Source organism: Streptomyces triticirhizae (assembly GCF_003696235.1).
In the GTDB taxonomy this organism is placed as follows: Bacteria; Actinomycetota; Actinomycetes; order Streptomycetales; family Streptomycetaceae; genus Streptomyces; species Streptomyces triticirhizae.
Genome location: NZ_RFFJ01000005.1, coordinates 56,750 through 79,504, shown reverse-complemented (window position 1 = coordinate 79,504; position 22,755 = coordinate 56,750). Strand labels below are relative to the sequence as shown.

Below are 22,755 nucleotides of genomic sequence, written 5' to 3'. Positions count from 1 at the left end.
CCTCACCGGTGGGCGCCCGATGCGGTACGTTGTCGGGGCCACACGGTAAAGGGTCGTAGCTCAATTGGTAGAGCACTGGTCTCCAAAACCAGCGGTTGGGGGTTCAAGTCCCTCCGGCCCTGCTGCACGAAGTGAAGAGCCGTCCGGGTGGCCGGGCGGCTTATGACCATGACCGGGATCGGGTGAGGACGAGTGGCTGGGATCACGGACTCCGTTGAGGCGCCGGAACCCCGGGGCGAGGGTGGCACCGGCCGTCGCGGCCGTCGAGCCAAGAGGGGCCCGCTGGGCAAGCTCGCGCTCTTCTACCGGCAGGTCGTCGCGGAGCTGCGGAAGGTCGTCTGGCCCTCGCGCAGGCAGCTGACGACGTACGCGACCGCGGTGATCGTCTTCGTAGTCGTCGTCATCTGCATCCTGACCGTGCTTGACTGGGGATTCAGCCGGGCCATCGAGTACGTCTTCGGCTGATTCGGCTGATGTGCCATCCCTCGTAACGAAAGTCAGGAAGAAGCGGCTACCGTGTCTGACCCGAACCTGAACGACGCCTCCCCCGAAACCGAGGGCGAGGACACCGAGCGCGACGAGGTCCAGGTGGACCAGGTGGACGCCGTGTCGAGCGATGTCGAGCAGGCCGAAGCTGCCGATGCCCGGGCGGACGAGTCCGCCGAGGTGGCCGACGAGCAGCCGGCCGAGGCCGTCGAGCCGCCGGTCGACCCGGTCGCGGCGCTCCGCGAGGAGCTGCGGACGCTGCCCGGCGAGTGGTACGTGGTGCACACCTACGCGGGCTACGAGAACCGCGTGAAGACCAACCTCGAACAGCGCGCGGTCTCGCTCAACGTCGAGGACTACATCTTCCAGGTCGAGGTGCCGCAGGAGGAGGTCGTCCAGATCAAGAACGGCGACCGCCGCACCATCAAGCAGAACAAGCTGCCCAGCTATGTCCTGGTGCGGATGGACCTCACCAACGAGTCCTGGGGCGTGGTCCGCAACACCCCGGGCGTCACCGGCTTCGTCGGCAACGCCTACGACCCGTACCCGCTGACCCTGGACGAGATCGTCAAGATGCTCGCCCCCGAGGTCGAGCAGCAGGCCGCCGCCGAGGCGGCGGCCGAGGGCGGCGCCCCCAGCGGCGGCCGCCGGGTCGAGGTCCAGGTCCTCGACTTCGAGGTCGGCGACTCGGTCACCGTCACCGACGGCCCGTTCGCCACCCTCCAGGCGACGATCAACGAGATCAACGCCGACTCCAAGAAGGTCAAGGGCCTGGTCGAGATCTTCGGCCGCGAGACCCCGGTCGAGCTGAGCTTCGACCAGATCCAGAAGAACTGACACCGGCCCTTCGAGCCGGCCGCCGCGAGGGCCAGGGAACGGACGCCGATCCGTCTCCCGGGCCCTCGCGGCGTTCCCCACCCGGCCCCCGGAAGGACCCCGGGCCAGGTCACGATCGTGGGCCCGAATTTTGGGCCGGGGAGCTTACCCGCTACCGTGGTGCGGTATGCCTGCCGCCGGATCGGCGCGAACGGTCGCGACTGACGACGGCGGCGGGCCGATCACCTCTCGTCAAGGACCCGGAGAGAGCACATGCCTCCCAAGAAGAAGGTCGCCGGGCTGATCAAGCTCCAGATCCAGGCGGGCGCGGCCAACCCGGCCCCGCCGGTCGGTCCGGCGCTCGGCCAGCACGGCGTGAACATCATGGAGTTCTGCAAGGCCTACAACGCGGCCACCGAGTCGCAGCGTGGCTGGGTGATCCCGGTGGAGATCACGGTCTACGAGGACCGTTCCTTCACCTTCATCACCAAGACTCCGCCCGCCGCCAAGATGATCCTCAAGGCCGCCGGCGTGGAGAAGGGCTCGGGCGAGCCGCACAAGACCAAGGTCGCCAAGATCACCCGCGACCAGGTCCGTGAGATCGCCACCACCAAGATGCCCGACCTCAACGCCAACGACCTGGACGCCGCCGAGAAGATCATCGCCGGCACCGCCCGTTCCATGGGCGTCACCGTCGAGGGCTGACACGCCCGACCCCCTCGTGGCAGGGCCAGGCGCTGGCCCGGACCACCACTCCGAGACCATCTCACGCAACAGCTCAGGAGCAGCAGTGAAGCGCAGCAAGAGCCTTCGCGGCGCGGACGCCAAGGTCGACAGGACCCGCGTCTACAGCCCGCTTGAGGCCGTTCGGCTCGCCAAGGACACGGCGACCACCAAGTTCGACTCGACCGTCGAGATCGCCATGCGGCTGGGCGTCGACCCCCGCAAGGCCGACCAGATGGTTCGCGGCACCGTCAACCTCCCGCACGGCACCGGCAAGACCGCCCGGGTCCTGGTCTTCGCCACCGGCGACCGTGCGGCGGCGGCGGAGGCCGCCGGGGCCGACATCGTCGGCTCCGACGAGCTGATCGACGAGGTCGCCGGCGGGCGGCTCGACTTCGACGCCGTCGTGGCCACCCCCGACCTCATGGGCAAGGTCGGCCGCCTCGGCCGGGTCCTCGGCCCGCGTGGCCTGATGCCGAACCCGAAGACCGGCACCGTCACCCCCGACGTCGCCAAGGCCGTCACCGAGATCAAGGGCGGCAAGATCGAGTTCCGCGTCGACAAGCACGCCAACCTGCACTTCGTGATCGGCAAGGTGTCGTTCGACGAGACGCAGCTGGTGGAGAACTACGCCGCCGCGCTGGAGGAGATCCTGCGGCTCAAGCCCTCGGCGGCGAAGGGGCGTTACCTGAAGAAGGCCGTCGTCTCCACCACCATGGGGCCCGGCGTGCCGATCGACCCCAACCGCACCAGGAACCTGCTGACCGAGGACGCCCTCGTCTGATCCGGTCGCGCCTGGTTCGGGATCCGGGCGAAATCCATGCGTCCGTCCCGGTTCTGTCACAGAACCGGGACGGACGTCTCATGTGTGCGACCACCCCTTTAGGGTGAGCGGAGGGGGAGCAACTGACCGACCCTGTCGCACACTTGGGGGGATCATGCGTTTCGCTTTCCGGATGCTGACCGGAGTTGCCGGAGTCGCCCTGCTGGCCGGCACCGCCGCCTGTGGCAGCGAGGACGGCTCGCCCGAGAGCCGCGCCACCGCCGAGGAGCGGAGCGGCCAGGACGCCAGCGCCGCGCTCCAGGCCGCCGCCGAGACCACATCCGAGATGCGCTCGGCCCGGTTCGAGGGCGAGATGACCGCCCCGGCCTCCGCCGGTGGGCAGACCACCATGGAGGGCGTCATGAGCTGGGATTCCTCGCTCACGATGCGGATGTTCGTCTCCGGCGAGGAGCTGGCCGCCACCCCCGGCGCACCCGACGAGATCGAGGTGCGCTGGCTGGACAACGTGATGTACATGCACATGGGGACGGAGTTCGGCGCCGAGATGGGGGGCCCCGAGTGGCTCTCCATGGACCTGGCGGCGATCGCCGAGGAGAGCGGCGACGCGGCCATGGCCGACGCCATGACCATGGGCCTGGAGTCCGCCGGCCAGGACCCGGCCCAGCAGGTCGCCATGCTGCTCAGCGCGCCCGGCATCGAGGAGGTCGGCGAGGAGACGGTGAACGGCGTCGAGACCCGCCACTACGCCGGCACCATGAGCGTCGAGGACGCCGTCGCCGGCGACCAGAGCGGCCTCACCGAGGTGCTCACCGAGGAGGAGGTCGAGCAGCTGGTCGCGACCATGGAGCAGCAGGGCATCGACGGCTACGACATCGACGTCTGGATCGACGAGAACGACCTCCCGGTGCAGGTGCGGCAGTCCTACGAGACCCCCGAGGGCCCGGTGGAGTACGAGGTCCGCTACTCGGACTTCAACACCGAGGTCTCCGTGGAGCAGCCCGCCGCCGAGCTGGTGATCGACTTCGTGGAGCTGATGGAGGAGCTGAACGCCTCGCTCTCCTGAGGCCGCTGTCGGGACAGCCTCTGTCCCTACCCCGATTTGCCTGAACGAAATCCCCTCACGTACGCTGCCACGTAAAGCCAGAGACCGCTGGTTGTCGCCTTGACCCCTCGGGGTTCGGGGCGGCCGAAGGACCGCTCACGCGGCGACCCGCGCAGGTGATCGTGGATGTGTGCGTGTGGAGTTCTCCACACGTTACGCCCTGAGCGCCTGCGCCCGGGGCGTTTTCGTTTGCCGGACCCTTCTGCCGCGGTTGCTGAACACCTGCGGAAAAACCGGAAGGAGGGCCGAGGTTATGGCTGGTTCCGACAAGGGCGCGGTCGTCGCGGAGATCAGGCAGCGCTTCGAGGCGTCGAACGCCGCCGTGGTCACCGCCTACACCGGGCTCACCGTGGCTCAGCTCAAGGAGCTGCGCCGCGCGCTCGGCGAGAACGCCCAGTACCGCGTGACGAAGAACACGCTGACCAAGATCGCGGCCAACGAGGCCGGGGTCAGCGGGCTGGACGAGTTCTTCAAGGGCTCCACCGCCGTCGCCTTCGTGACTGGGGACCCGGTCAACGTGGCGAAGGGCCTGCGTGACTTCGCCAAGGAGAACCCGGCGCTGGTCATCAAGGGCGGCGTCCTGGAGGGCAAGCCGCTCAACGCCGAGGAGATCGTCAAGCTCGCCGACCTGGAGTCGCGCGAGGTTCTGCTCTCCAAGCTCGCCGGTGGCATGAAGGCGTCGATGGCCAAGGCCGCCGCGACCTTCCAGGCCCCGCTCACGAAGTTCGTCCGCACCGCGGACGCGCTGCGGGACAAGGTCGAGCAGGGTGGTGCCGGTGCGCCGGCCGCCGCCGAGTCCGCCGAGTAACCACGGGGACGCGCGCGTCACCCCGGTTCCCTCGGGGACCTCAGTGGGCCGCCCAGGCCCGCATCACACGTTCAACCGGCGCCAGCCGGCTCAAGTGGAAGGACCGCCATCATGGCGAAGCTGAGCCAGGACGAACTGCTTGAGCAGTTCGCCGAGATGACCCTGATCGAGCTCTCCGACTTCGTGAAGAAGTTCGAGGAGAAGTTCGACGTCGAGGCCGCCGCCCCGGCCGCCGTCGTCGCCGCCCCGGGTGGCGGTGGCGCCGCCGCCGAGGCCGAGCCGGAGAAGGACGAGTTCGACGTCGTCCTGACCGGTGCCGGCGACAAGAAGATCCAGGTGATCAAGGTCGTGCGCGAGCTGACCTCCCTGGGTCTGAAGGAGGCCAAGGAGCTGGTGGACAACACCCCGAAGCCGGTTCTGGAGAAGGTCAACAAGGAGGCCGCCGACAAGGCCAAGGAGTCCCTCGAGGGCGCCGGCGCCTCCGTCGAGGTGAAGTGACCTTCGCGTCACTCCTCCCCACACGGGGTCCTACCAGGGGCGATCACCCAGCGGGTGGTCGCCCCCTGGCGTTCTCGCGGAACGCCTCCTTGCCCGGGGCGCGGCGGCGGGTATGGTGATCTTCGGCCGCTTCTCGGAGATGCCCGGGACGGGTGGCGGTGTAGTAGGGGCCTTGACGAACCGCAGCGGTCGCGCGATTCTCTGGTCGCACGCCGGATCGAATCCATGATCCGAGGCATGGAATCCCGGCGAGGTGGGAAGTGATGCGGCAGACGGGTCCGTTGCCAGCCTTCGAGGCGGCTGGAGACGGAGCGGAGCACGGCCGAGGGTGGCTCCTCGATTGATGGAATATGGGCGTTGGACATCAGTGGGTCTTGTGGCTACACTGACCCTTTGCGCTGCCTAGCTGCCTCCTGCCCGTCACCTTGGGGGCCGGCACGCGCGCAGAGAGTCCGAGCCCTCGGAAGGACCCCCTCTTGGCCGCCTCGCGCAACGCCTCGACGAACAACCAGAACAACGGCACCAGCACCGCACCGCTGCGTGTCTCCTTCGCCAAGATCAAGGAGCCGCTAGAGGTTCCCAATCTCCTTGCGCTGCAGACCGAGAGCTTTGACTGGCTGCTCGGCAATGACGCCTGGAAGGCCCGCGTCGAGGCCGCGCTGGAGAGTGGACAGAACGTTCCGACGAAGTCAGGTCTTGAGGAGATCTTCGAGGAGATCTCCCCGATCGAGGACTTCTCCGGGTCGATGTCCCTGACATTCCGCGACCACCGTTTCGAGCCGCCGAAGAACTCGATCGACGAGTGCAAGGAACGCGACTTCACCTATGCCGCCCCGCTGTTCGTCACGGCGGAGTTCACCAACAACGAGACCGGCGAGATCAAGTCGCAGACGGTCTTCATGGGTGACTTCCCGCTGATGACCGACAAGGGCACCTTCTGCATCAACGGCACCGAGCGCGTGGTCGTCTCGCAGCTGGTGCGGTCCCCGGGCGTCTACTTCGACAGCAGCATCGACAAGACCTCCGACAAGGACCTCTTCTCCGCCAAGATCATCCCCTCCCGGGGCGCCTGGCTGGAGATGGAGATCGACAAGCGCGACATGGTCGGGGTCCGGGTCGACCGCAAGCGCAAGCAGTCCGTGACCGTGCTGCTGAAGGCCCTGGGCTGGACCTCCGACCAGATCCTGGAGGAGTTCGGCGAGTACGAGTCCATGCGCGCCACCCTGGAGAAGGACCACACCCAGGGGCAGGACGACGCGCTGCTCGACATCTACCGCAAGCTCCGCCCGGGCGAGCCGCCGACGCGTGAGGCCGCGCAGACGCTCCTGGAGAACCTGTACTTCAACCCCAAGCGGTACGACCTGGCCAAGGTCGGTCGCTACAAGATCAACAAGAAGCTGGGCGGGGACGAGCCGCTGGACGCCGGCGTGCTCACCGTCGAGGACATCGTCGCCACCATCAAGTACCTGGTGCGGCTGCACGCGGGCGAGACCGAGACGGTCACCGCCAGCGGCCGGACCATCGTGGTGGAGACCGACGACATCGACCACTTCGGCAACCGGCGCCTGCGCAACGTCGGCGAGCTGATCCAGAACCAGGTCCGCACGGGCCTGGCCCGGATGGAGCGGGTCGTCCGCGAGCGGATGACCACCCAGGACGTCGAGGCGATCACGCCGCAGACCCTGATCAACATCCGGCCGGTCGTCGCCTCCATCAAGGAGTTCTTCGGCACCAGCCAGCTGTCGCAGTTCATGGACCAGACCAACCCGCTCTCCGGCCTGACCCACAAGCGCCGGCTGAACTCGCTGGGCCCCGGCGGCCTCAGCCGTGAGCGGGCCGGCCTTGAGGTCCGTGACGTGCACCCCTCGCACTACGGTCGGATGTGTCCGATCGAGACCCCCGAGGGTCCGAACATCGGCCTCATCGGTTCGCTCGCGGCCTTCGGTCGACTGAACGCGTTCGGCTTCGTCGAGACCCCGTACCGCAGGGTCACCGACGGCGTCGTCACCGACCAGGTCGACTACCTGACCGCCGACGAGGAGGACCGCTTCGTCATCGCGCAGGCCAACGCGCCGCTGACGGAGGACTACCACTTCGCCGAGTCCCGGGTGCTGGTCCGCCGCCGTGGCGGCGAGATCGACTACGTCGCCGGCACCGAGGTCGACTACATGGACGTCTCGCCGCGCCAGATGGTGTCGGTGGCCACGGCCATGATCCCGTTCCTGGAGCACGACGACGCCAACCGGGCGCTGATGGGCTCCAACATGATGCGCCAGGCCGTGCCGCTGCTCCAGGCGGAGGCCCCGCTGGTCGGCACCGGCATGGAGTACCGCTCCGCCGTGGACGCCGGCGACGTGATCAAGGCCGAGAAGGACGGCGTGATCTCCGACGTCTCCGCCGACTACATCTCGGTGCAGAACGACGACGGCACCCATGTCACCCACCGGCTGGCCAAGTTCCACCGCTCCAACCAGGGCACCTCGTTCAACCAGAAGGTCCTGGTCGAGGAGGGCGACCGGGTGGTCGCCGGCCAGGTGATCGCCGACGGCCCGTCCACCGACCGTGGCGAGATGGCGCTCGGCAAGAACCTGCTGGTCGCGTTCATGCCGTGGGAGGGCTACAACTACGAGGACGCGATCATCCTCTCCCAGCGCCTGGTGCAGGACGACGTCCTCTCCTCGATCCACATCGAGGAGCACGAGGTCGACGCCCGCGACACCAAGCTGGGCCCCGAGGAGATCACCCGCGACATCCCCAACGTCTCCGAGGAGGTCCTCGCGGACCTCGACGACCGGGGCATCATCAGGATCGGCGCCGAGGTCGAGGCCGGCGACATCCTGGTGGGCAAGGTGACCCCCAAGGGCGAGACGGAGCTGACCCCGGAGGAGCGCCTGCTGCGCGCGATCTTCGGCGAGAAGGCCCGTGAGGTCCGCGACACCTCGCTGAAGGTGCCGCACGGCGAGACCGGCAAGGTCATCGGCGTGCGCGTCTTCGACCGCGAGGAGGGCGACGAACTGCCGCCGGGCGTCAACCAGTTGGTCCGCGTCTACGTGGCCCAGAAGCGGAAGATCACCGACGGCGACAAGCTCGCCGGCCGGCACGGCAACAAGGGCGTCATCTCCAAGATCCTGCCCGTCGAGGACATGCCGTTCATGGAGGACGGCACCCCGGTCGACATCATCCTCAACCCGCTGGGCGTCCCGTCCCGGATGAACCCGGGTCAGGTGCTGGAGATCCACCTCGGCTGGCTGGCCTCCCAGGGCTGGAAGGTCGAGGGCCTGGAGGAGGAGTGGCAGCAGCGGCTCGCCGCCATCGGCGCCGACGACGTCGCGCCGGGCACCAACGTGGCCACCCCGGTCTTCGACGGCGCCCGCGAGGACGAGATGGCGGGCCTCTTCGGCTCCACCATCCCGAACCGCGACGGCGACCGCCTGGTGCTGCCGTCCGGCAAGGCGCGGCTCTTCGACGGCCGTTCCGGGGAGCCGTTCCCCGACCCGATCTCCGTCGGGTACATGTACATCCTGAAGCTGCACCACTTGGTGGACGACAAGCTGCACGCCCGTTCCACCGGCCCGTACTCGATGATCACCCAGCAGCCGCTCGGCGGTAAGGCGCAGTTCGGCGGTCAGCGGTTCGGCGAGATGGAGGTGTGGGCGCTGGAGGCGTACGGCGCCGCCTACGCGCTCCAGGAGCTGCTGACCATCAAGTCCGACGACGTCACCGGCCGGGTCAAGGTCTACGAGGCGATCGTCAAGGGCGAGAACATCCCCGAGCCCGGCATTCCCGAGTCCTTCAAGGTGCTCATCAAGGAAATGCAGTCGCTCTGCCTGAACGTGGAGGTGCTGTCCTCGGACGGCATGTCCATCGAGATGCGCGACACCGACGAGGACGTCTTCCGCGCCGCGGAAGAGCTCGGCATCGACCTGTCCCGGCGGGAGCCGAGCAGCGTCGAAGAGGTCTGACGGGCCAGGCCGGGGGAGCGTGGCCACCACGTTCCCCCGGCTCCCCCCGGACCCCGACAGACCATTGACTGACACGACCCTGAGAGGGATTGACGAGAGTGCTCGACGTCAACTTCTTCGACGAACTGCGGATCGGCCTGGCGACGGCTGACGACATCCGTCAGTGGTCTCACGGCGAGGTGAAGAAGCCGGAGACCATCAACTACCGCACCCTCAAGCCCGAGAAGGACGGCCTCTTCTGCGAGAAGATCTTCGGCCCCACCCGGGACTGGGAGTGCTACTGCGGCAAGTACAAGCGCGTCCGCTTCAAGGGCATCATCTGTGAGCGCTGCGGCGTCGAGGTGACCCGCGCCAAGGTGCGCAGGGAGCGGATGGGCCACATCGAACTGGCCGCCCCCGTCACCCACATCTGGTACTTCAAGGGCGTGCCGTCGCGCCTGGGGTACCTGCTCGACCTGGCGCCGAAGGACCTGGAGAAGGTCATCTACTTCGCCGCCTACATGATCACGTATGTGGACGAGGAGCGTCGCACCCGCGACCTGCCGTCCCTCGAAGCGCACATCTCGGTGGAGCGGCAGCAGATCGAACAGCGCCGCGACGCCGACCTGGAGGCCAGGGCCAAGAAGCAGGAGGCCGACCTGGCCGAGCTGGAGGCCGAGGGCGCCAAGGCCGACGTCCGCCGCAAGGTGCGCGAGGGCGCCGAGCGCGAGATGAAGCAGCTGCGCGACCGGGCCCAGCGCGAGCTGGACCGGCTCGACGAGGTGTGGAACCGCTTCAAGAACCTCAAGGTCCAGGACCTGGAGGGCGACGAGCTGCTCTACCGCGAGCTGCGCGACCGCTTCGGCACCTACTTCGACGGCTCGATGGGCGCCGCCGCGCTCCAGAAGCGGCTGGAGACCTTCGACCTCACCGAGGAGGCCGAGCGGCTGCGGGAGATCATCCGCACCGGCAAGGGCCAGAAGAAGACCCGTGCCCTGAAGCGGCTCAAGGTGGTCTCGGCGTTCCTCCAGACCTCCAACAGCCCGCGCGGCATGGTGCTGGACTGTGTCCCGGTGATCCCGCCGGACCTGCGTCCGATGGTGCAGCTGGACGGTGGCCGGTTCGCGACCTCCGACCTGAACGACCTGTACCGCCGCGTCATCAACCGGAACAACCGGCTGAAGAGGCTGCTGGACCTGGGCGCGCCCGAGATCATCGTCAACAACGAGAAGCGGATGCTCCAGGAGGCCGTTGACGCGCTGTTCGACAACGGCCGGCGCGGCCGCCCGGTCACCGGTCCGGGCAACCGCCCGCTGAAGTCGCTCTCCGACATGCTCAAGGGCAAGCAGGGTCGGTTCCGGCAGAACCTGCTGGGCAAGCGCGTCGACTACTCGGCCCGTTCGGTGATCGTCGTCGGCCCGCAGCTGAAGCTGCACCAGTGCGGCCTGCCCAAGGCGATGGCGCTGGAGCTGTTCAAGCCGTTCGTGATGAAGCGGCTGGTCGATCTCAACCACGCGCAGAACATCAAGTCGGCCAAGCGGATGGTCGAGCGGCAGCGCACCGTGGTGTACGACGTCCTCGAAGAGGTCATCGCCGAGCACCCGGTGCTGCTCAACCGCGCGCCCACCCTGCACCGCCTCGGCATCCAGGCGTTCGAGCCGCAGCTGGTCGAGGGCAAGGCCATCCAGATCCACCCGCTGGTCTGCACCGCGTTCAACGCGGACTTCGACGGCGACCAGATGGCCGTGCACCTGCCGCTGTCGGCCGAGGCCCAGGCCGAGGCCCGCATCCTGATGCTGTCCTCGAACAACATCCTCAAGCCGGCCGACGGCCGGCCGGTGACCATGCCGACCCAGGACATGGTGCTCGGGCTCTTCTTCCTCACCACCGACGAGGAGGAGCGCGAGGTGCGGGGCGAGGGCCGGTCCTTCGCGTCAACGGCCGAGGCGATCATGGCGTTCGACGCCGGCGAGCTGTCGCTCCAGGCGAAGATCGACATCCGCTTCCCGCTGGGCACCGTCCCGCCGCGCGGCTGGACGCCGCCGGAGCCCGAGGACGGCGAGCCGGCCTGGCAGCCGGGGGAGAGCTTCCGCCTGCGCACCACGCTGGGTCGGGCGCTCTTCAACGAACTGCTGCCCGAGGACTACCCGTTCGTCGACCAGTCGGTGGGCAAGAAGCAGCTCTCCGGCATCGTCAACGACCTGGCCGAGCGGTACCCGAAGGTCGTGGTGGCCGCCGCGCTGGACAACCTCAAGTCGGCCGGCTACTTCTGGGCCACCCGGTCCGGGGTCACCGTGGCCGTCTCCGACATCGTGGTGCCCGAGGCGAAGAAGCAGATCATCGCCGACTACGAGGCACAGGACGAGAAGGTCCAGAAGCAGTACGAGCGTGGCCTGATCACCAAGGACGAGCGGACCCAGGAGCTGATCGCGATCTGGACCAAGGCCACGGCCGAGGTCGCGGACGCGATGAGCGACAACTTCCCGAAGACCAACCCGATCTTCATGATGGTGGACTCGGGTGCGCGCGGCAACATGATGCAGATGCGTCAGATCGCCGGTATGCGTGGTCTGGTGTCCAACGCGAAGAACGAGACCATCCCGCGGCCGATCAAGGCGTCGTTCCGCGAGGGCCTCACGGTGCTGGAGTACTTCATCTCCACCCACGGCGCCCGGAAGGGCCTCGCCGACACCGCGCTGCGGACCGCCGACTCGGGCTACCTGACCCGTCGTCTGGTGGACGTCTCCCAGGACGTGATCATCCGCGAGGAGGACTGCGGCACCGACCGTGGCCTCAAGCTGACGATCGCCTCCAAGGACGCGGAGGGCGTGCTGCGCAAGGCGGACGACGTCGAGAGCAGCGTCTACGCCCGGTGTCTGGCCGAGGACATCACGGTGGACGGGAAGGTGCTGGCCCCGGCCGGCACCGACCTGGGCGACGTGCTCATCGACGAGCTGGTCCGGCACGGCGTGGAGACGGTCAAGACCCGCTCGGTGCTCACCTGCGAGTCGGCCGTCGGCACCTGCGCCATGTGCTACGGGCGTTCGTTGGCCACCGGCAAGCTGGTGGACATCGGCGAGGCCGTCGGCATCATCGCGGCCCAGTCCATCGGTGAGCCGGGCACCCAGCTGACGATGCGGACCTTCCACACCGGTGGTGTGGCGGGTGAGGACATCACCCAGGGTCTGCCGCGTGTGGTCGAGCTGTTCGAGGCCCGCACGCCCAAGGGCGTCGCGCCGATCTCCGAGTCGGCCGGCCGGGTGCGGATCGAGGAGACCGAGAAGACCAAGAAGGTCATCGTCACGCCGGACGACGGCTCCGACGAGACCTCCTACGCGGTCTCCAAGCGGGCCAGGCTGCTGGTCGGCGAGGGCGACCACGTCACGGTCGGCCAGCCGCTGACCGTGGGCGCCGCCAACCCGCACGACGTGCTGCGCATCCTGGGCCAGCGCGCGGTGCAGATCTACCTGGTGGGCGAGGTCCAGAAGGTCTACAACTCGCAGGGTGTGGCCATCCACGACAAGCACATCGAGATCATCGTCCGGCAGATGCTGCGCCGGGTGACGATCATCGAGTCCGGCGACGCGGAGCTGCTGCCGGGCGAGCTGGTCGAGCGCTCGAAGTTCGAGTCGGAGAACCGCCGCGTGGTGGCCGAGGGCGGGCACCCCGCCTCCGGTCGTCCGCAGCTGATGGGCATCACCAAGGCGTCGCTGGCCACCGAGTCGTGGCTGTCGGCGGCGTCCTTCCAGGAGACGACGCGGGTCCTGACCGACGCGGCGATCAACGCCAAGTCGGACTCGCTGATCGGCCTCAAGGAGAACGTGATCATCGGTAAGCTGATCCCGGCCGGCACGGGCCTGTCCCGCTACCGGAACATCCGGGTGGAGCCGACCGAGGAGGCGAAGGCCGCGATGTACTCGGCCGTCGGGTACGACGACATCGACTACTCGCCCTTCGGCACCGGCTCCGGCCAGGCGGTCCCGTTGGAGGACTACGACTACGGCCCCTACCAGGGCTGAGTCCTCGCGAGTGACCGGTGGCCGGGGCGGAGCGATCCGCCCCGGCCACCGGCCTGTCACGGCCCTGTCGCGTCGCCGCCGGTGGAACGCCCGGCCACGTCAAGGGGGCCGGACCTCGATCGTTTTGACCCAGGCCATCGCGCTGGGTACGCTCTGACCTTGTGCCTGGGGTGTTCCCTGCGCTTTTTCGGCGGCAGTCGGAACTCCGGGGTCCGCACACTCTTCCCAGCGCTCCCGAGCGGAGTCGCGGAAGCTCGCGGTTTTCGACACGCCCGACCGCGTGGGTCGGCGTGTTCCAGGTTAGCTTTATTGAGACCGGCACAGAGAAACCGGAGATACGGTGCCAACGATCCAGCAGCTGGTCCGCAAGGGCCGGCAGGACAAGGTCGAGAAGAACAAGACGCCCGCGCTTGAGGGTTCGCCCCAGCGCCGTGGCGTCTGCACGCGTGTGTTCACCACCACGCCCAAGAAGCCGAACTCGGCGCTGCGTAAGGTCGCGCGTGTCCGGCTCAGCAACGGGATCGAGGTCACCGCCTACATTCCGGGTGAGAACCACAACCTTCAGGAGCACTCCATCGTGCTGGTGCGCGGTGGAAGGGTGCGTGACCTGCCGGGTGTTCGCTACAAGATCATCCGCGGTTCCCTGGACACCCAGGGCGTCAAGAACCGCAAGCAGGCCCGCAGCCGCTACGGCGCCAAGAAGGAGAAGTAACCATGCCTCGTAAGGGCCCCGCCCCGAAGCGACCGGTGCACATCGACCCGGTCTACGGTTCTCCTCTGGTGACCTCCCTGATCAACAAGGTGCTGCTGAACGGCAAGCGCTCCACCGCCGAGCGCATCGTCTACGGCGCCATGGAGGGGCTGCGGGAGAAGACCGGCAACGACCCGGTCATCACCCTGAAGCGCGCCCTGGAGAACGTGAAGCCCACCCTTGAGGTGCGGTCCCGCCGCGTCGGTGGCGCCACGTACCAGGTGCCGGTCGAGGTGCGCCCCGGGCGTTCCTCCACGCTCGCCCTGCGTTGGCTCGTCGGCTACTCCCGCGCCCGTCGCGAGAAGACGATGACCGAGCGCCTGATGAACGAGCTGCTCGACGCCTCCAACGGCCTCGGTGCCTCCGTGAAGAAGCGCGAGGACACGCACAAGATGGCCGAGTCCAACAAGGCGTTCGCGCACTACCGCTGGTAGTCGCAACCCCTATCGAGACCGAGAGAAGACTGAAGCCAGATGGCTACCACTTCACTTGACCTGGCCAGGGTCCGCAACATCGGGATCATGGCTCACATCGACGCGGGCAAGACGACCACCACCGAGCGGATTCTTTACTACACCGGTGTGAGCTACAAGATCGGTGAGGTCCACGACGGCGCCGCCACGATGGACTGGATGGAGCAGGAGCAGGAGCGGGGGATCACCATCACCTCCGCGGCCACCACCTGCCACTGGCCGCTCGATGAGGTCGACCACACGATCAACATCATCGACACCCCCGGCCACGTTGACTTCACGGTCGAGGTGGAGCGCTCCCTGCGGGTGCTCGACGGCGCGGTCACCGTCTTCGACGGTGTCGCCGGTGTCGAGCCGCAGTCGGAGACCGTCTGGCGTCAGGCGGACCGCTACGGCGTTCCGCGCATCTGCTTCGTGAACAAGCTCGACCGCACGGGTGCGGACTTCTTCCGCTGCGTCGACATGATCGTCGACCGGCTGAAGGCCACCCCGCTGGTCATGCAGCTCCCGATCGGTGCCGAGGCGGGCTTCAAGGGCGTCATCGACCTGGTCCGCATGAAGGCCCTGGTCTGGTCCGAGGAGACCAAGCTCGGCGAGATGTACGACGTCGTGGACATCCCGGAGGACCTGCGCGAGCAGGCCGACGAGTGGCACGGCAAGCTCGTCGAGGCCGTCTCCGAGAACGACGAGGAGCTGATGGAGCTGTACCTGGAGGGCACCGAGCCCACCGTGGACCAGCTCTACACCGCGATCCGTCGGATCACCCTCGCCTCCACCGGCGCCGAGGGCTCCACCACGATCACCCCGGTGTTCTGCGGCACCGCGTTCAAGAACAAGGGCGTGCAGCCCCTGCTCGACGCGGTCGTGCGGTACCTGCCGTCGCCGCTGGACGTCGAGGCCGTGGAGGGCCACTCGCCGAAGGACAGCGAGGAGGTCATCCGCCGGAAGCCCTCCGAGGAGGAGCCGCTGTCGGCCCTGGCGTTCAAGATCGCCAGCGACCCGCACCTGGGCAAGCTGACCTTCATCCGCGTCTACTCCGGCGTGCTCCAGGCGGGCACCCAGGTGTTGAACGCCGTGAAGGGCCGCAAGGAGCGGATCGGCAAGATCTACCGGATGCACGCCAACAAGCGGGAGGAGATCGACCGCGTTGGCGCCGGTGACATCGTCGCCGTGATGGGGCTCAAGCAGACCACCACGGGTGAGACGCTGTCGGACGCCACCCACCAGATCATCCTGGAGTCCATGGAGTTCCCGGCTCCGGTGATCGAGGTCGCCATCGAGCCCAAGTCCAAGGGCGACCAGGAGAAGCTGGGCGTGGCGATCCAGCGGCTGGCCGAGGAGGACCCGTCCTTCCAGGTCAAGACCAACGAGGAGACCGGCCAGACGATCATCGCCGGCATGGGCGAGCTGCACCTCGATGTGCTGGTCGACCGCATGAAGCGCGAGTTCAAGGTCGAGGCCAACGTCGGCAAGCCGCAGGTGGCCTACCGCGAGACCCTGCGTCGCGCGGTGGAGAAGGTTGACTACACCCACAAGAAGCAGACCGGTGGCTCCGGTCAGTTCGCCAAGGTGCAGATCAGCCTGGAGCCGCTGGAGGGCGACGGGTACGAGTTCGAGAACAAGGTCACCGGTGGCCGCATCCCCAAGGAGTACATCCCCTCGGTGGACGCCGGTTGCCAGGAGGCGATGGAGTTCGGCGTGCTCGCCGGCTACCCGCTGACCGGCGTGAAGGTGACCCTGCTCGACGGCGCGTACCACGACGTGGACTCCTCCGAGATGGCGTTCAAGATCGCCGGCTCGATGGTCTTCAAGGAGGCCGCCCGCAGGGCGAGCCCGGCCATCCTGGAGCCGCTGATGGCGGTCGAGGTCACCACGCCCGAGGAGTACATGGGCGACGTGATCGGCGACATCAACTCCCGCCGTGGCCAGATCCAGGCCATGGAGGACCGGGGTGGCAACAAGGTCGTCAAGGCCCTGGTGCCGCTGTCGGAGATGTTCGGCTACGTCGGCGACCTGCGCAGCAAGACCTCCGGTCGTGCGAGCTACTCCATGCAGTTCGATTCCTATGGTGAGGTTCCCAAGAACGTCTCCGAGGAGATCATCGCGAAGGCCAAGGGCGAGTAGCCCTTAAGCTGGAGCAAGGGGCATTCGGGGGCATTCCGCCCCCGGTGCCCGGCCCTTTAGCGAAGCGGTCAAGGGCATCCCCTCGGGGTCCTGACCGGTTCGGTCGATTCCTGAAAACCTTCCGCAAGGTGCGGGGGGCGTACAGCACCAGTCCACAGGAGGACCCCAGTGGCGAAGGCGAAGTTCGAGCGGACTAAGCCGCACGTCAACATTGGCACCATCGGTCACATCGACCACGGCAAGACGACGCTTACCGCGGCGATCACCAAGGTGCTGCACGACGCATACCCGGACCTCAACGAGACGTTCGCGTTCGAGAACATCGACAAGGCGCCCGAGGAGCGTCAGCGCGGTATCACCATCTCCATCGCGCACGTCGAGTATCAGACGGAGAACCGCCACTACGCGCACGTTGACTGCCCGGGTCACGCGGACTACATCAAGAACATGATCACCGGTGCCGCCCAGATGGACGGCGCGATCCTGGTGGTCGCCGCCACCGACGGCCCGATGCCGCAGACCAAGGAGCACGTGCTCCTGGCCCGCCAGGTCGGTGTGCCGTACATCGTGGTCGCCCTCAACAAGGCGGACATGGTGGACGACGAGGAGATCATGGAGCTGGTGGAGCTTGAGGTCCGTGAGCTGCTCACGGAGTACGAGTTCCCGGGCGACGACGTCCCCGTGGTCAAGGTCTCCGCGCTGAAGGCGCTGGAGGGCGACCCGGAGTGGGCCAAGACCGTCCTTGAGCTGATGGAGGCCGTGGACAGCGCCATCCCGCAGCCCGAGCGGGACGTCGACAAGCCGTTCCTGATGCCGATCGAGGACGTGTTCACCATCACCGGTCGCGGCACCGTGGTGACCGGCCGTATCGAGCGCGGCATCCTCAAGGTCAACGAGACCGTCGACATCATCGGCATCAAGGAGGAGAAGGCCACCACCACGGTGACCGGAATCGAGATGTTCCGGAAGCTGCTGGACGAGGGCCGGGCCGGTGAGAACGTCGGTCTGCTCCTCCGTGGCATCAAGCGCGAGGACGTCGAGCGCGGCCAGGTCGTCATCAAGCCCGGTTCGGTCACGCCGCACACCGAGTTCGAGGCGACCGCGTACATCCTGTCGAAGGACGAGGGTGGCCGTCACACCCCCTTCTTCAACAACTACCGGCCGCAGTTCTACTTCCGCACCACCGACGTGACCGGTGTGGTGAACCTCCCCGAGGGCACCGAGATGGTCATGCCGGGCGACAACACCGACATGCGCGTCGAGCTGATCCAGCCCGTCGCCATGGAGGAGGGCCTGAAGTTCGCCATCCGTGAGGGTGGTCGGACCGTCGGCGCCGGTCAGGTCACCAAGATCATCAAGTGAGTTGACCGTTCGCGGCCCCGGCCGCGAGCCATCGTTCACCTGGGCCCCGGGCCCGCCGCCTCGCGCGGTGGGCCCGGGGCCCGGGCGCGTTTCCCGGCGGCTCTCCCCGGGGTGATCTGCCCGTCGCCCGCTCGGCGCTGATTTCGACCGTTCGTCGAGTGGCGGGCTCCTCGGCCTGCCCCGGGGGTGTGACGCTCCTTACATTCTGGGGGCAGTTTCCTTGTCACCACCCGGGCCGCTTTCCTAAGGAGCCGTCGATGACGACACACTCCGCCCCCGACTCCAGCGAGCCTCCCCAGCCCGCCGAACGGGGTGACCCGCCGCCGGCCGTCGCCGCCGAGGCCGACCTGGAGGCACGCTCGGCCGCGATGCACGCCGATCCCCGGTTCGACGAACTGCGCCGCCGGCTGCTGCGCTTCGTCGTCCCGGCGAGCATCGCCTTCTTCGCCTGGTACCTGCTCTACGTCCTGATGTCGGCGTACGCCCGAGGGGTGATGTCGACCGAGGTGGTCGGCAGCGCCAACATCGCGCTGTTCTTCGGTCTGTTGCAGTTCGTCACGACCTTCGGCATCGCGATCCTCTACTCCCGTTACGCCAACCGCCGTTACGACCCCCTCGCCGACGAGCTGCGCGACGAGTTGGAGGGCCAGCCGGCGGTGCCCGGCGCCAGGAAGGGAGACGACGCATGATCTCCATCGCGGCGGAGACCACCTCGGACGAGCGGCTGATCACCGTCATCCTCTTCGGCGTGCTGATCGCGGTGACGCTCGGCATCACCGTCTGGGCGAGCCGGCAGACGAAGTCCGCCACCGACTTCCACTCCGGGGGCCGGGGCTTCAGCGGCATCCAGAACGGCTTCGCGATCGGCGGCGACTACATGTCGGCCGCGTCGTTCCTGGGCATCGCTGGCATGATCGCGCTCTTCGGCTACGACGGCTTCCTCTACTCGATCGGCTTCCTGGTCGCCTGGCTGGTGGCGCTGCTGCTGGTCGCCGAACTCCTGCGGAACTCCGGCCGGTTCACGATGACCGACGTCGTGTCCTACCGGATGAAGCAGCGGCCGGTGCGGACGGCGGGCTCGGTCTCGACGCTGACCGTGTCGATCTTCTACCTGCTGGCGCAGATGGTGGGCGCCGGCGCCCTGGTGGCGCTGCTGTTGGGCATCGAGGAGGGTGAGACCTACCTCGGGATGAGCGCCGACACCGCCAAGATCGTCGGCATCGTGGTCGTCGGCCTGCTGATGATCACCTATGTGTCGTTCGGCGGGATGACCGGCACCACCTGGGTGCAGATCGTCAAGGCCGTGATGCTGATGGGCGGCGCGCTGCTGGTCGCGCTGCTGGTCCTGTCGATCTACGACTTCAACTTCGGCTCGCTGATGAACGACGCGGCCGAGGCGAGCGGCGCGGGGAACGCGTTCCTCGAACCGGGGCAACGCTACGGCGTCGAGGTCGCCGGCGACGCGTGGCAGACCATGGTCAACAAGCTGGACCTGATCAGCCTGGGCCTGGCGCTGGTGCTGGGCACGGCGGGCCTGCCGCACATCCTGATCCGCTTCTACACGGTGCCGGACTCCAAGACCGCCCGGAAGTCGGTCAACTGGGCCATCGGCCTCATCGGCACCTTCTACCTGCTGACCCTGATCCTGGGCTTCGGCGCCGCGGCGCTGGTCGGCCGCGACGCGATCGTGGCGCAGAACTCGGCGGGCAACACGGCGGCGCCCCAGCTGGCCGAGGAGGTCGGCCAGCACTTCGGCGGCGACTTCCTCGGCGCGGTGATGCTGGCGCTGATCGCGGCGGTGGCGTTCGCGACGATCCTCTCCACGGTGGCCGGGCTGACGATCGCCTCGTCCTCCTCGTTGGCGCACGACTTCTACAACGCCGTGCTGCGCGGCGGGAAGGCCAGCGAGCAGGAGGAGGTCAGGGTCGCCAGGTTCGCCGCGATCGGCGTGGGCGCGGTCTCCATCGTGCTGGCGGTCTTCGCACAGGACCTCAACGTGGCCTTCCTGGTCGCGCTGGCCTTCGCGATCGCCGCCTCGGCCAACCTGCCGGTGATCCTGCTGAGCCTCTTCTGGAAGCGGTTCAACACCAGGGGAGCGGTGGCCGGCATCTACGGCGGCCTGATCAGCTCGGTCGGCCTGGTGATCTTCTCCCCGGTGGTCTCGGGCAAGGTGGACGCCGAGGGGAACAACCTGGCGCTGCTGCCGAAGAGCATCGACATCTCCTGGTTCCCGCTGGAGAACCCCGGCCTGGTCTCCATCCCGCTGGGTCTGCTCTGTGCCGTGATCGGCACCCTCATGTCCAACGAGTCCGAACCCGAGCGGTTCGCGAAGCTCCAGGTGCGGGCCCTCACCGGCGCCGGGGCGGAACGCGCGACCAAGCACTGACGGTTCGCACTCGAAGGAGGGGGCCTCATCCGCCCCCGCGCCCGGGGTCCCGCACCCGCCCTTCCCCAGGCGGGGCCCCGGGCGCCGTTCTCCCGCCGGCGCGCGCCCGTACGCGCGCGGGCGGGTTCTTCGCCGTCGGGCGCGGCCCCGCGCGGCGGCGCCTACCGCCGGCGGAGGCCGGCGCGGCGGACGCCGTAGGCGGCGGCGCCGACGAGGAGGACGGCGGCTCCGGCGAGCACGGAGGGCAGCGGGAGGGCGAGGGCCAGAACGAGGCAGCCGGCGAGGCCGACGGCGGGGACGATCCTGGCCGGGCGGCCTTCGGCGGGGGCGAGGGTCCACGCGGAGGCGTTGGCGATCGCGTAGTAGGCCAGGACGCCGAAGGAGGAGAAGCCGATCGCGCCGCGGACGTCGGCGGTGGCGGCGGCTGCCGCGACGACGGCGCCGACGACGAGTTCGGCCCGGTGGGGGACCCCGAAGCGCGGGTGGACGGCGGTCAGGGCGTGGGGCAGGTGGTGGTCACGGGCCATGGCCAGGGTGGTGCGGGAGACGCCGAGGACGAGGGCGAGCAGGGAGCCGAGGGCGGCGACGGCGGCGCCGACGCGCACGACGGGCACGAGCCAGCCCGCGCCGGCCGCCCGAGCGGCCTCGGCCAGCGGCGCTTCGGCGGCGGCGAGGCCGCCTGGGCCGAGGACCAGGAGGACGGAGACGGCGACGAGGGCGTAGACGACGAGGGTGATGCCGAGCGCGGTCGGGATGGCGCGCGGGATGGTGCGGGCCGGGTCGGTGACCTCCTCACCGAGGGTGGCGATCCGGGCGTAGCCGGCGAACGCGAAGAACAGCAGCCCGGCCGCCTGGAGCACCCCGCCGCCGGTCGTGTCCGCGCCGATGTCCAGGCGGTCCGCGTCCACGGCGCCGGAGGCGAGGGAGGCGACCACGAGGGCGGCGAGCACCGCGAGGACGAGGGCCACGATGACGCGGGTGAGCAGGGCGGACCTCTGGACACCGGCGTAGTTGACGGCGGTGAGGGCCACCACGGCGGCCACCGCGACCGCGTGGGCCTGGCCCGGCCAGACATAGGTGCCGACGGTCAGGGCCATCGCCGCGCAGGAGGCGGTCTTGCCGACCACGAACGCCCACCCGGCCAGGTAGCCCCAGAACTCGCCCAGCCGCTCCCGCCCGTAGACGTAGCTGCCGCCCGAGGTGGGATAGCGGGCGGCGAGCCGGGCGGAGGAGGTGGCGTTGCAGTAGGCGACGACGGAGGCCAGGGCGAGGCCGAGCAGCAGGCCGGAGCCGGCCGCGCGGGCGGCGGGGGCCAGGGCGGCGAAGATCCCGGCGCCGATCATCGACCCCAGCCCGATCAGCACCGCGTCCGGCACGCCCAGGCGCCGACGGAGTTCGTCCGGCATCCCGGGGGTCGGCGAGGGCGTGCTGCTCACTGTGTGTCTCCTGTCGGCCGTGACCGTTCGACGTGCTTCTCCCGGTTGAGCGCGCACGATAGGGGACCGAGCTGAACGCCGGGTGGCCCACCCGCGCGTGGCCGGCCCGTTCCGCGTTCCCGGAACGGGCCGGACGCGCGACACGCGTCGGAGCCGGGCCCCCGCCCCGGGGTCGGGTGGCACGCTGACCGGGGGCGCCCGTGCGGGCGGGCGCCGGGCGGCGTAGGGAGGACGGCAATGGCGAGGATCGCGGTCTTCGGCGCGGGAGGCTCCATCGGCCACCGCGTGGTGAGCGAGGCGCTGGACCGGGGCCACGAGGTGACCGCCGTGGTCCGCGACCCGGCGAGGATCACCAGGTCGCACCCCCACCTCGCCGTGGAGCGCGGCGACGTGCTGGACCCGGCGAGCGTCGCTGCGGTGGGGCGCGGCCAGGACGTGGTGGTCAGCGCGGTGGGCGGGGACGACGGGCCGGGGCACCTGGCGTTGATCGAGCCATCGGCGCGCTCGCTGGTCGCCGGGCTGCACGCGCTGGGCGCCGAGGCGCCCCGGTTGATCATGGTCGGCGGCGCCGGCTCGCTGCGCACCCCGGACGGGCGGCTGCTGTGGGACACCCCGGGGCTGCCCAAGGCGGTGGTGGAGATCATGCGCTCGCACGGCGACGCGCTCGCCTATCTGCGGTCCATCGCCAGCGAGGTGCGCTGGACCAGCCTCAGCCCCGCGGCCCGCGTCGAGTCGGGCCGGCGCACCGGCCGTTACCGCACGGCGCTGGACGACCTGGTGGTGGACGAGGAGGGGAACAGCGTGATCAGCACCGAGGACTACGCCACGGCCCTGGTCGACGAGATCGAACGCCCCGCCCACATCGGCCGCCGGTTCACCGTCGGCTACTGAGGCCCGGGCGGCGACCCGGCGCGCGTGGGGTCACGGTCGGGCCGCGCGAAGGAGCGGAAACCGTGAACATCGTGAACCGAGGCGTGAACATGGGGGCAAGGTAGCCCCCCGAAGGTGGGGGCTTTGGGCAATCCCGGGACGCGGCAGGCCCGTTG

Annotated in this window: 17 protein-coding genes and 1 tRNA gene; 17 read left to right on the top strand and 1 reads right to left on the bottom strand. The window is 68.8% G+C overall.

Going from position 1 to position 22,755, the window contains the following annotated elements:
- Positions 1–49: 49 nt before the first annotated feature.
- The 16 genes from EBN88_RS02430 to EBN88_RS02355 all read left to right on the top strand — a co-directional run bounded on the left by EBN88_RS02430 (position 50) and on the right by EBN88_RS02355 (position 20,273).
- Positions 50–122, top strand: a tRNA-Trp gene (locus EBN88_RS02430).
- A 79-nt stretch (positions 123–201) separates the two neighbouring features.
- Positions 202–465 carry a preprotein translocase subunit SecE gene (gene secE, locus EBN88_RS02425; RefSeq protein WP_233580394.1) on the top strand — a complete coding sequence of 88 codons (264 nt, stop codon included), beginning with the start codon at positions 202–204 and terminating at the stop codon, positions 463–465.
- Positions 466–516: 51 nt separating this feature from the next.
- Complete coding sequence (gene nusG / locus EBN88_RS02420; protein ID WP_122182099.1) at positions 517–1,323, top strand: transcription termination/antitermination protein NusG; 807 nt, start codon at positions 517–519, stop codon at positions 1,321–1,323.
- 252 nt (positions 1,324–1,575) lie between these two features.
- A complete protein-coding gene (gene rplK, locus EBN88_RS02415) occupies positions 1,576–2,007 on the top strand; it encodes a 50S ribosomal protein L11 (protein WP_122182098.1) in 432 nt (143 codons plus the stop codon).
- Positions 2,008–2,092: 85 nt separating this feature from the next.
- Positions 2,093–2,809 (top strand): 50S ribosomal protein L1, encoded by a 717-nt coding sequence (rplA, locus tag EBN88_RS02410; RefSeq protein WP_122182097.1) that lies wholly within the window; start codon positions 2,093–2,095, stop codon positions 2,807–2,809.
- 154 nt (positions 2,810–2,963) lie between these two features.
- Positions 2,964–3,872, top strand: coding sequence for a LolA-like protein (locus EBN88_RS02405; RefSeq protein WP_147472625.1), 909 nt, complete (start codon positions 2,964–2,966; stop codon positions 3,870–3,872).
- 292 nt (positions 3,873–4,164) lie between these two features.
- Positions 4,165–4,719 carry a 50S ribosomal protein L10 gene (gene rplJ / locus EBN88_RS02400; protein WP_122182095.1) on the top strand — a complete coding sequence of 185 codons (555 nt, stop codon included), beginning with the start codon at positions 4,165–4,167 and terminating at the stop codon, positions 4,717–4,719.
- 111 nt (positions 4,720–4,830) lie between these two features.
- Positions 4,831–5,217: a 50S ribosomal protein L7/L12 gene (rplL, locus tag EBN88_RS02395; protein ID WP_122182094.1), complete on the top strand. Its 387-nt coding sequence runs from the start codon at positions 4,831–4,833 to the stop codon at positions 5,215–5,217.
- A 476-nt stretch (positions 5,218–5,693) separates the two neighbouring features.
- Complete coding sequence (rpoB, locus tag EBN88_RS02390; protein WP_122182093.1) at positions 5,694–9,179, top strand: DNA-directed RNA polymerase subunit beta; 3,486 nt, start codon at positions 5,694–5,696, stop codon at positions 9,177–9,179.
- Positions 9,180–9,277: 98 nt separating this feature from the next.
- A complete protein-coding gene (locus tag EBN88_RS02385; protein ID WP_122182092.1) occupies positions 9,278–13,177 on the top strand; it encodes a DNA-directed RNA polymerase subunit beta' in 3,900 nt (1,299 codons plus the stop codon).
- Positions 13,178–13,517: 340 nt separating this feature from the next.
- Positions 13,518–13,889, top strand: coding sequence for a 30S ribosomal protein S12 (gene rpsL, locus EBN88_RS02380; protein WP_062207506.1), 372 nt, complete (start codon positions 13,518–13,520; stop codon positions 13,887–13,889).
- A gap of 2 nt (positions 13,890–13,891) precedes the next feature.
- On the top strand, positions 13,892–14,362 hold the full coding sequence (gene rpsG, locus EBN88_RS02375; protein WP_113689428.1) for a 30S ribosomal protein S7: 471 nt from the start codon (positions 13,892–13,894) through the stop codon (positions 14,360–14,362).
- A gap of 39 nt (positions 14,363–14,401) precedes the next feature.
- A complete protein-coding gene (fusA, locus tag EBN88_RS02370; protein ID WP_122182091.1) occupies positions 14,402–16,525 on the top strand; it encodes an elongation factor G in 2,124 nt (707 codons plus the stop codon).
- A gap of 168 nt (positions 16,526–16,693) precedes the next feature.
- A complete protein-coding gene (tuf, locus tag EBN88_RS02365; protein ID WP_122182090.1) occupies positions 16,694–17,887 on the top strand; it encodes an elongation factor Tu in 1,194 nt (397 codons plus the stop codon).
- Positions 17,888–18,144: 257 nt separating this feature from the next.
- Positions 18,145–18,576, top strand: a complete 432-nt coding sequence (locus tag EBN88_RS02360; RefSeq protein WP_122182089.1) for a DUF485 domain-containing protein — start codon at positions 18,145–18,147, stop codon at positions 18,574–18,576.
- On the top strand, positions 18,573–20,273 hold the full coding sequence (locus EBN88_RS02355; protein ID WP_122182088.1) for a solute symporter family protein: 1,701 nt from the start codon (positions 18,573–18,575) through the stop codon (positions 20,271–20,273). Before EBN88_RS02360 ends, EBN88_RS02355 begins: the two co-directional genes overlap by 4 nt.
- A gap of 161 nt (positions 20,274–20,434) precedes the next feature.
- Here the strand turns inward: EBN88_RS02355 and EBN88_RS02350 are convergent, their stop codons facing one another.
- Positions 20,435–21,679, bottom strand: a complete 1,245-nt coding sequence (locus EBN88_RS02350) for an APC family permease (protein WP_122182111.1) — start codon at positions 21,677–21,679, stop codon at positions 20,435–20,437.
- 267 nt (positions 21,680–21,946) lie between these two features.
- On the opposite strand from EBN88_RS02350, the gene EBN88_RS02345 reads away from it, so the two are divergent.
- Complete coding sequence (locus EBN88_RS02345) at positions 21,947–22,600, top strand: NAD(P)-dependent oxidoreductase (protein WP_122182087.1); 654 nt, start codon at positions 21,947–21,949, stop codon at positions 22,598–22,600.
- Positions 22,601–22,755 lie beyond the last annotated feature (155 nt).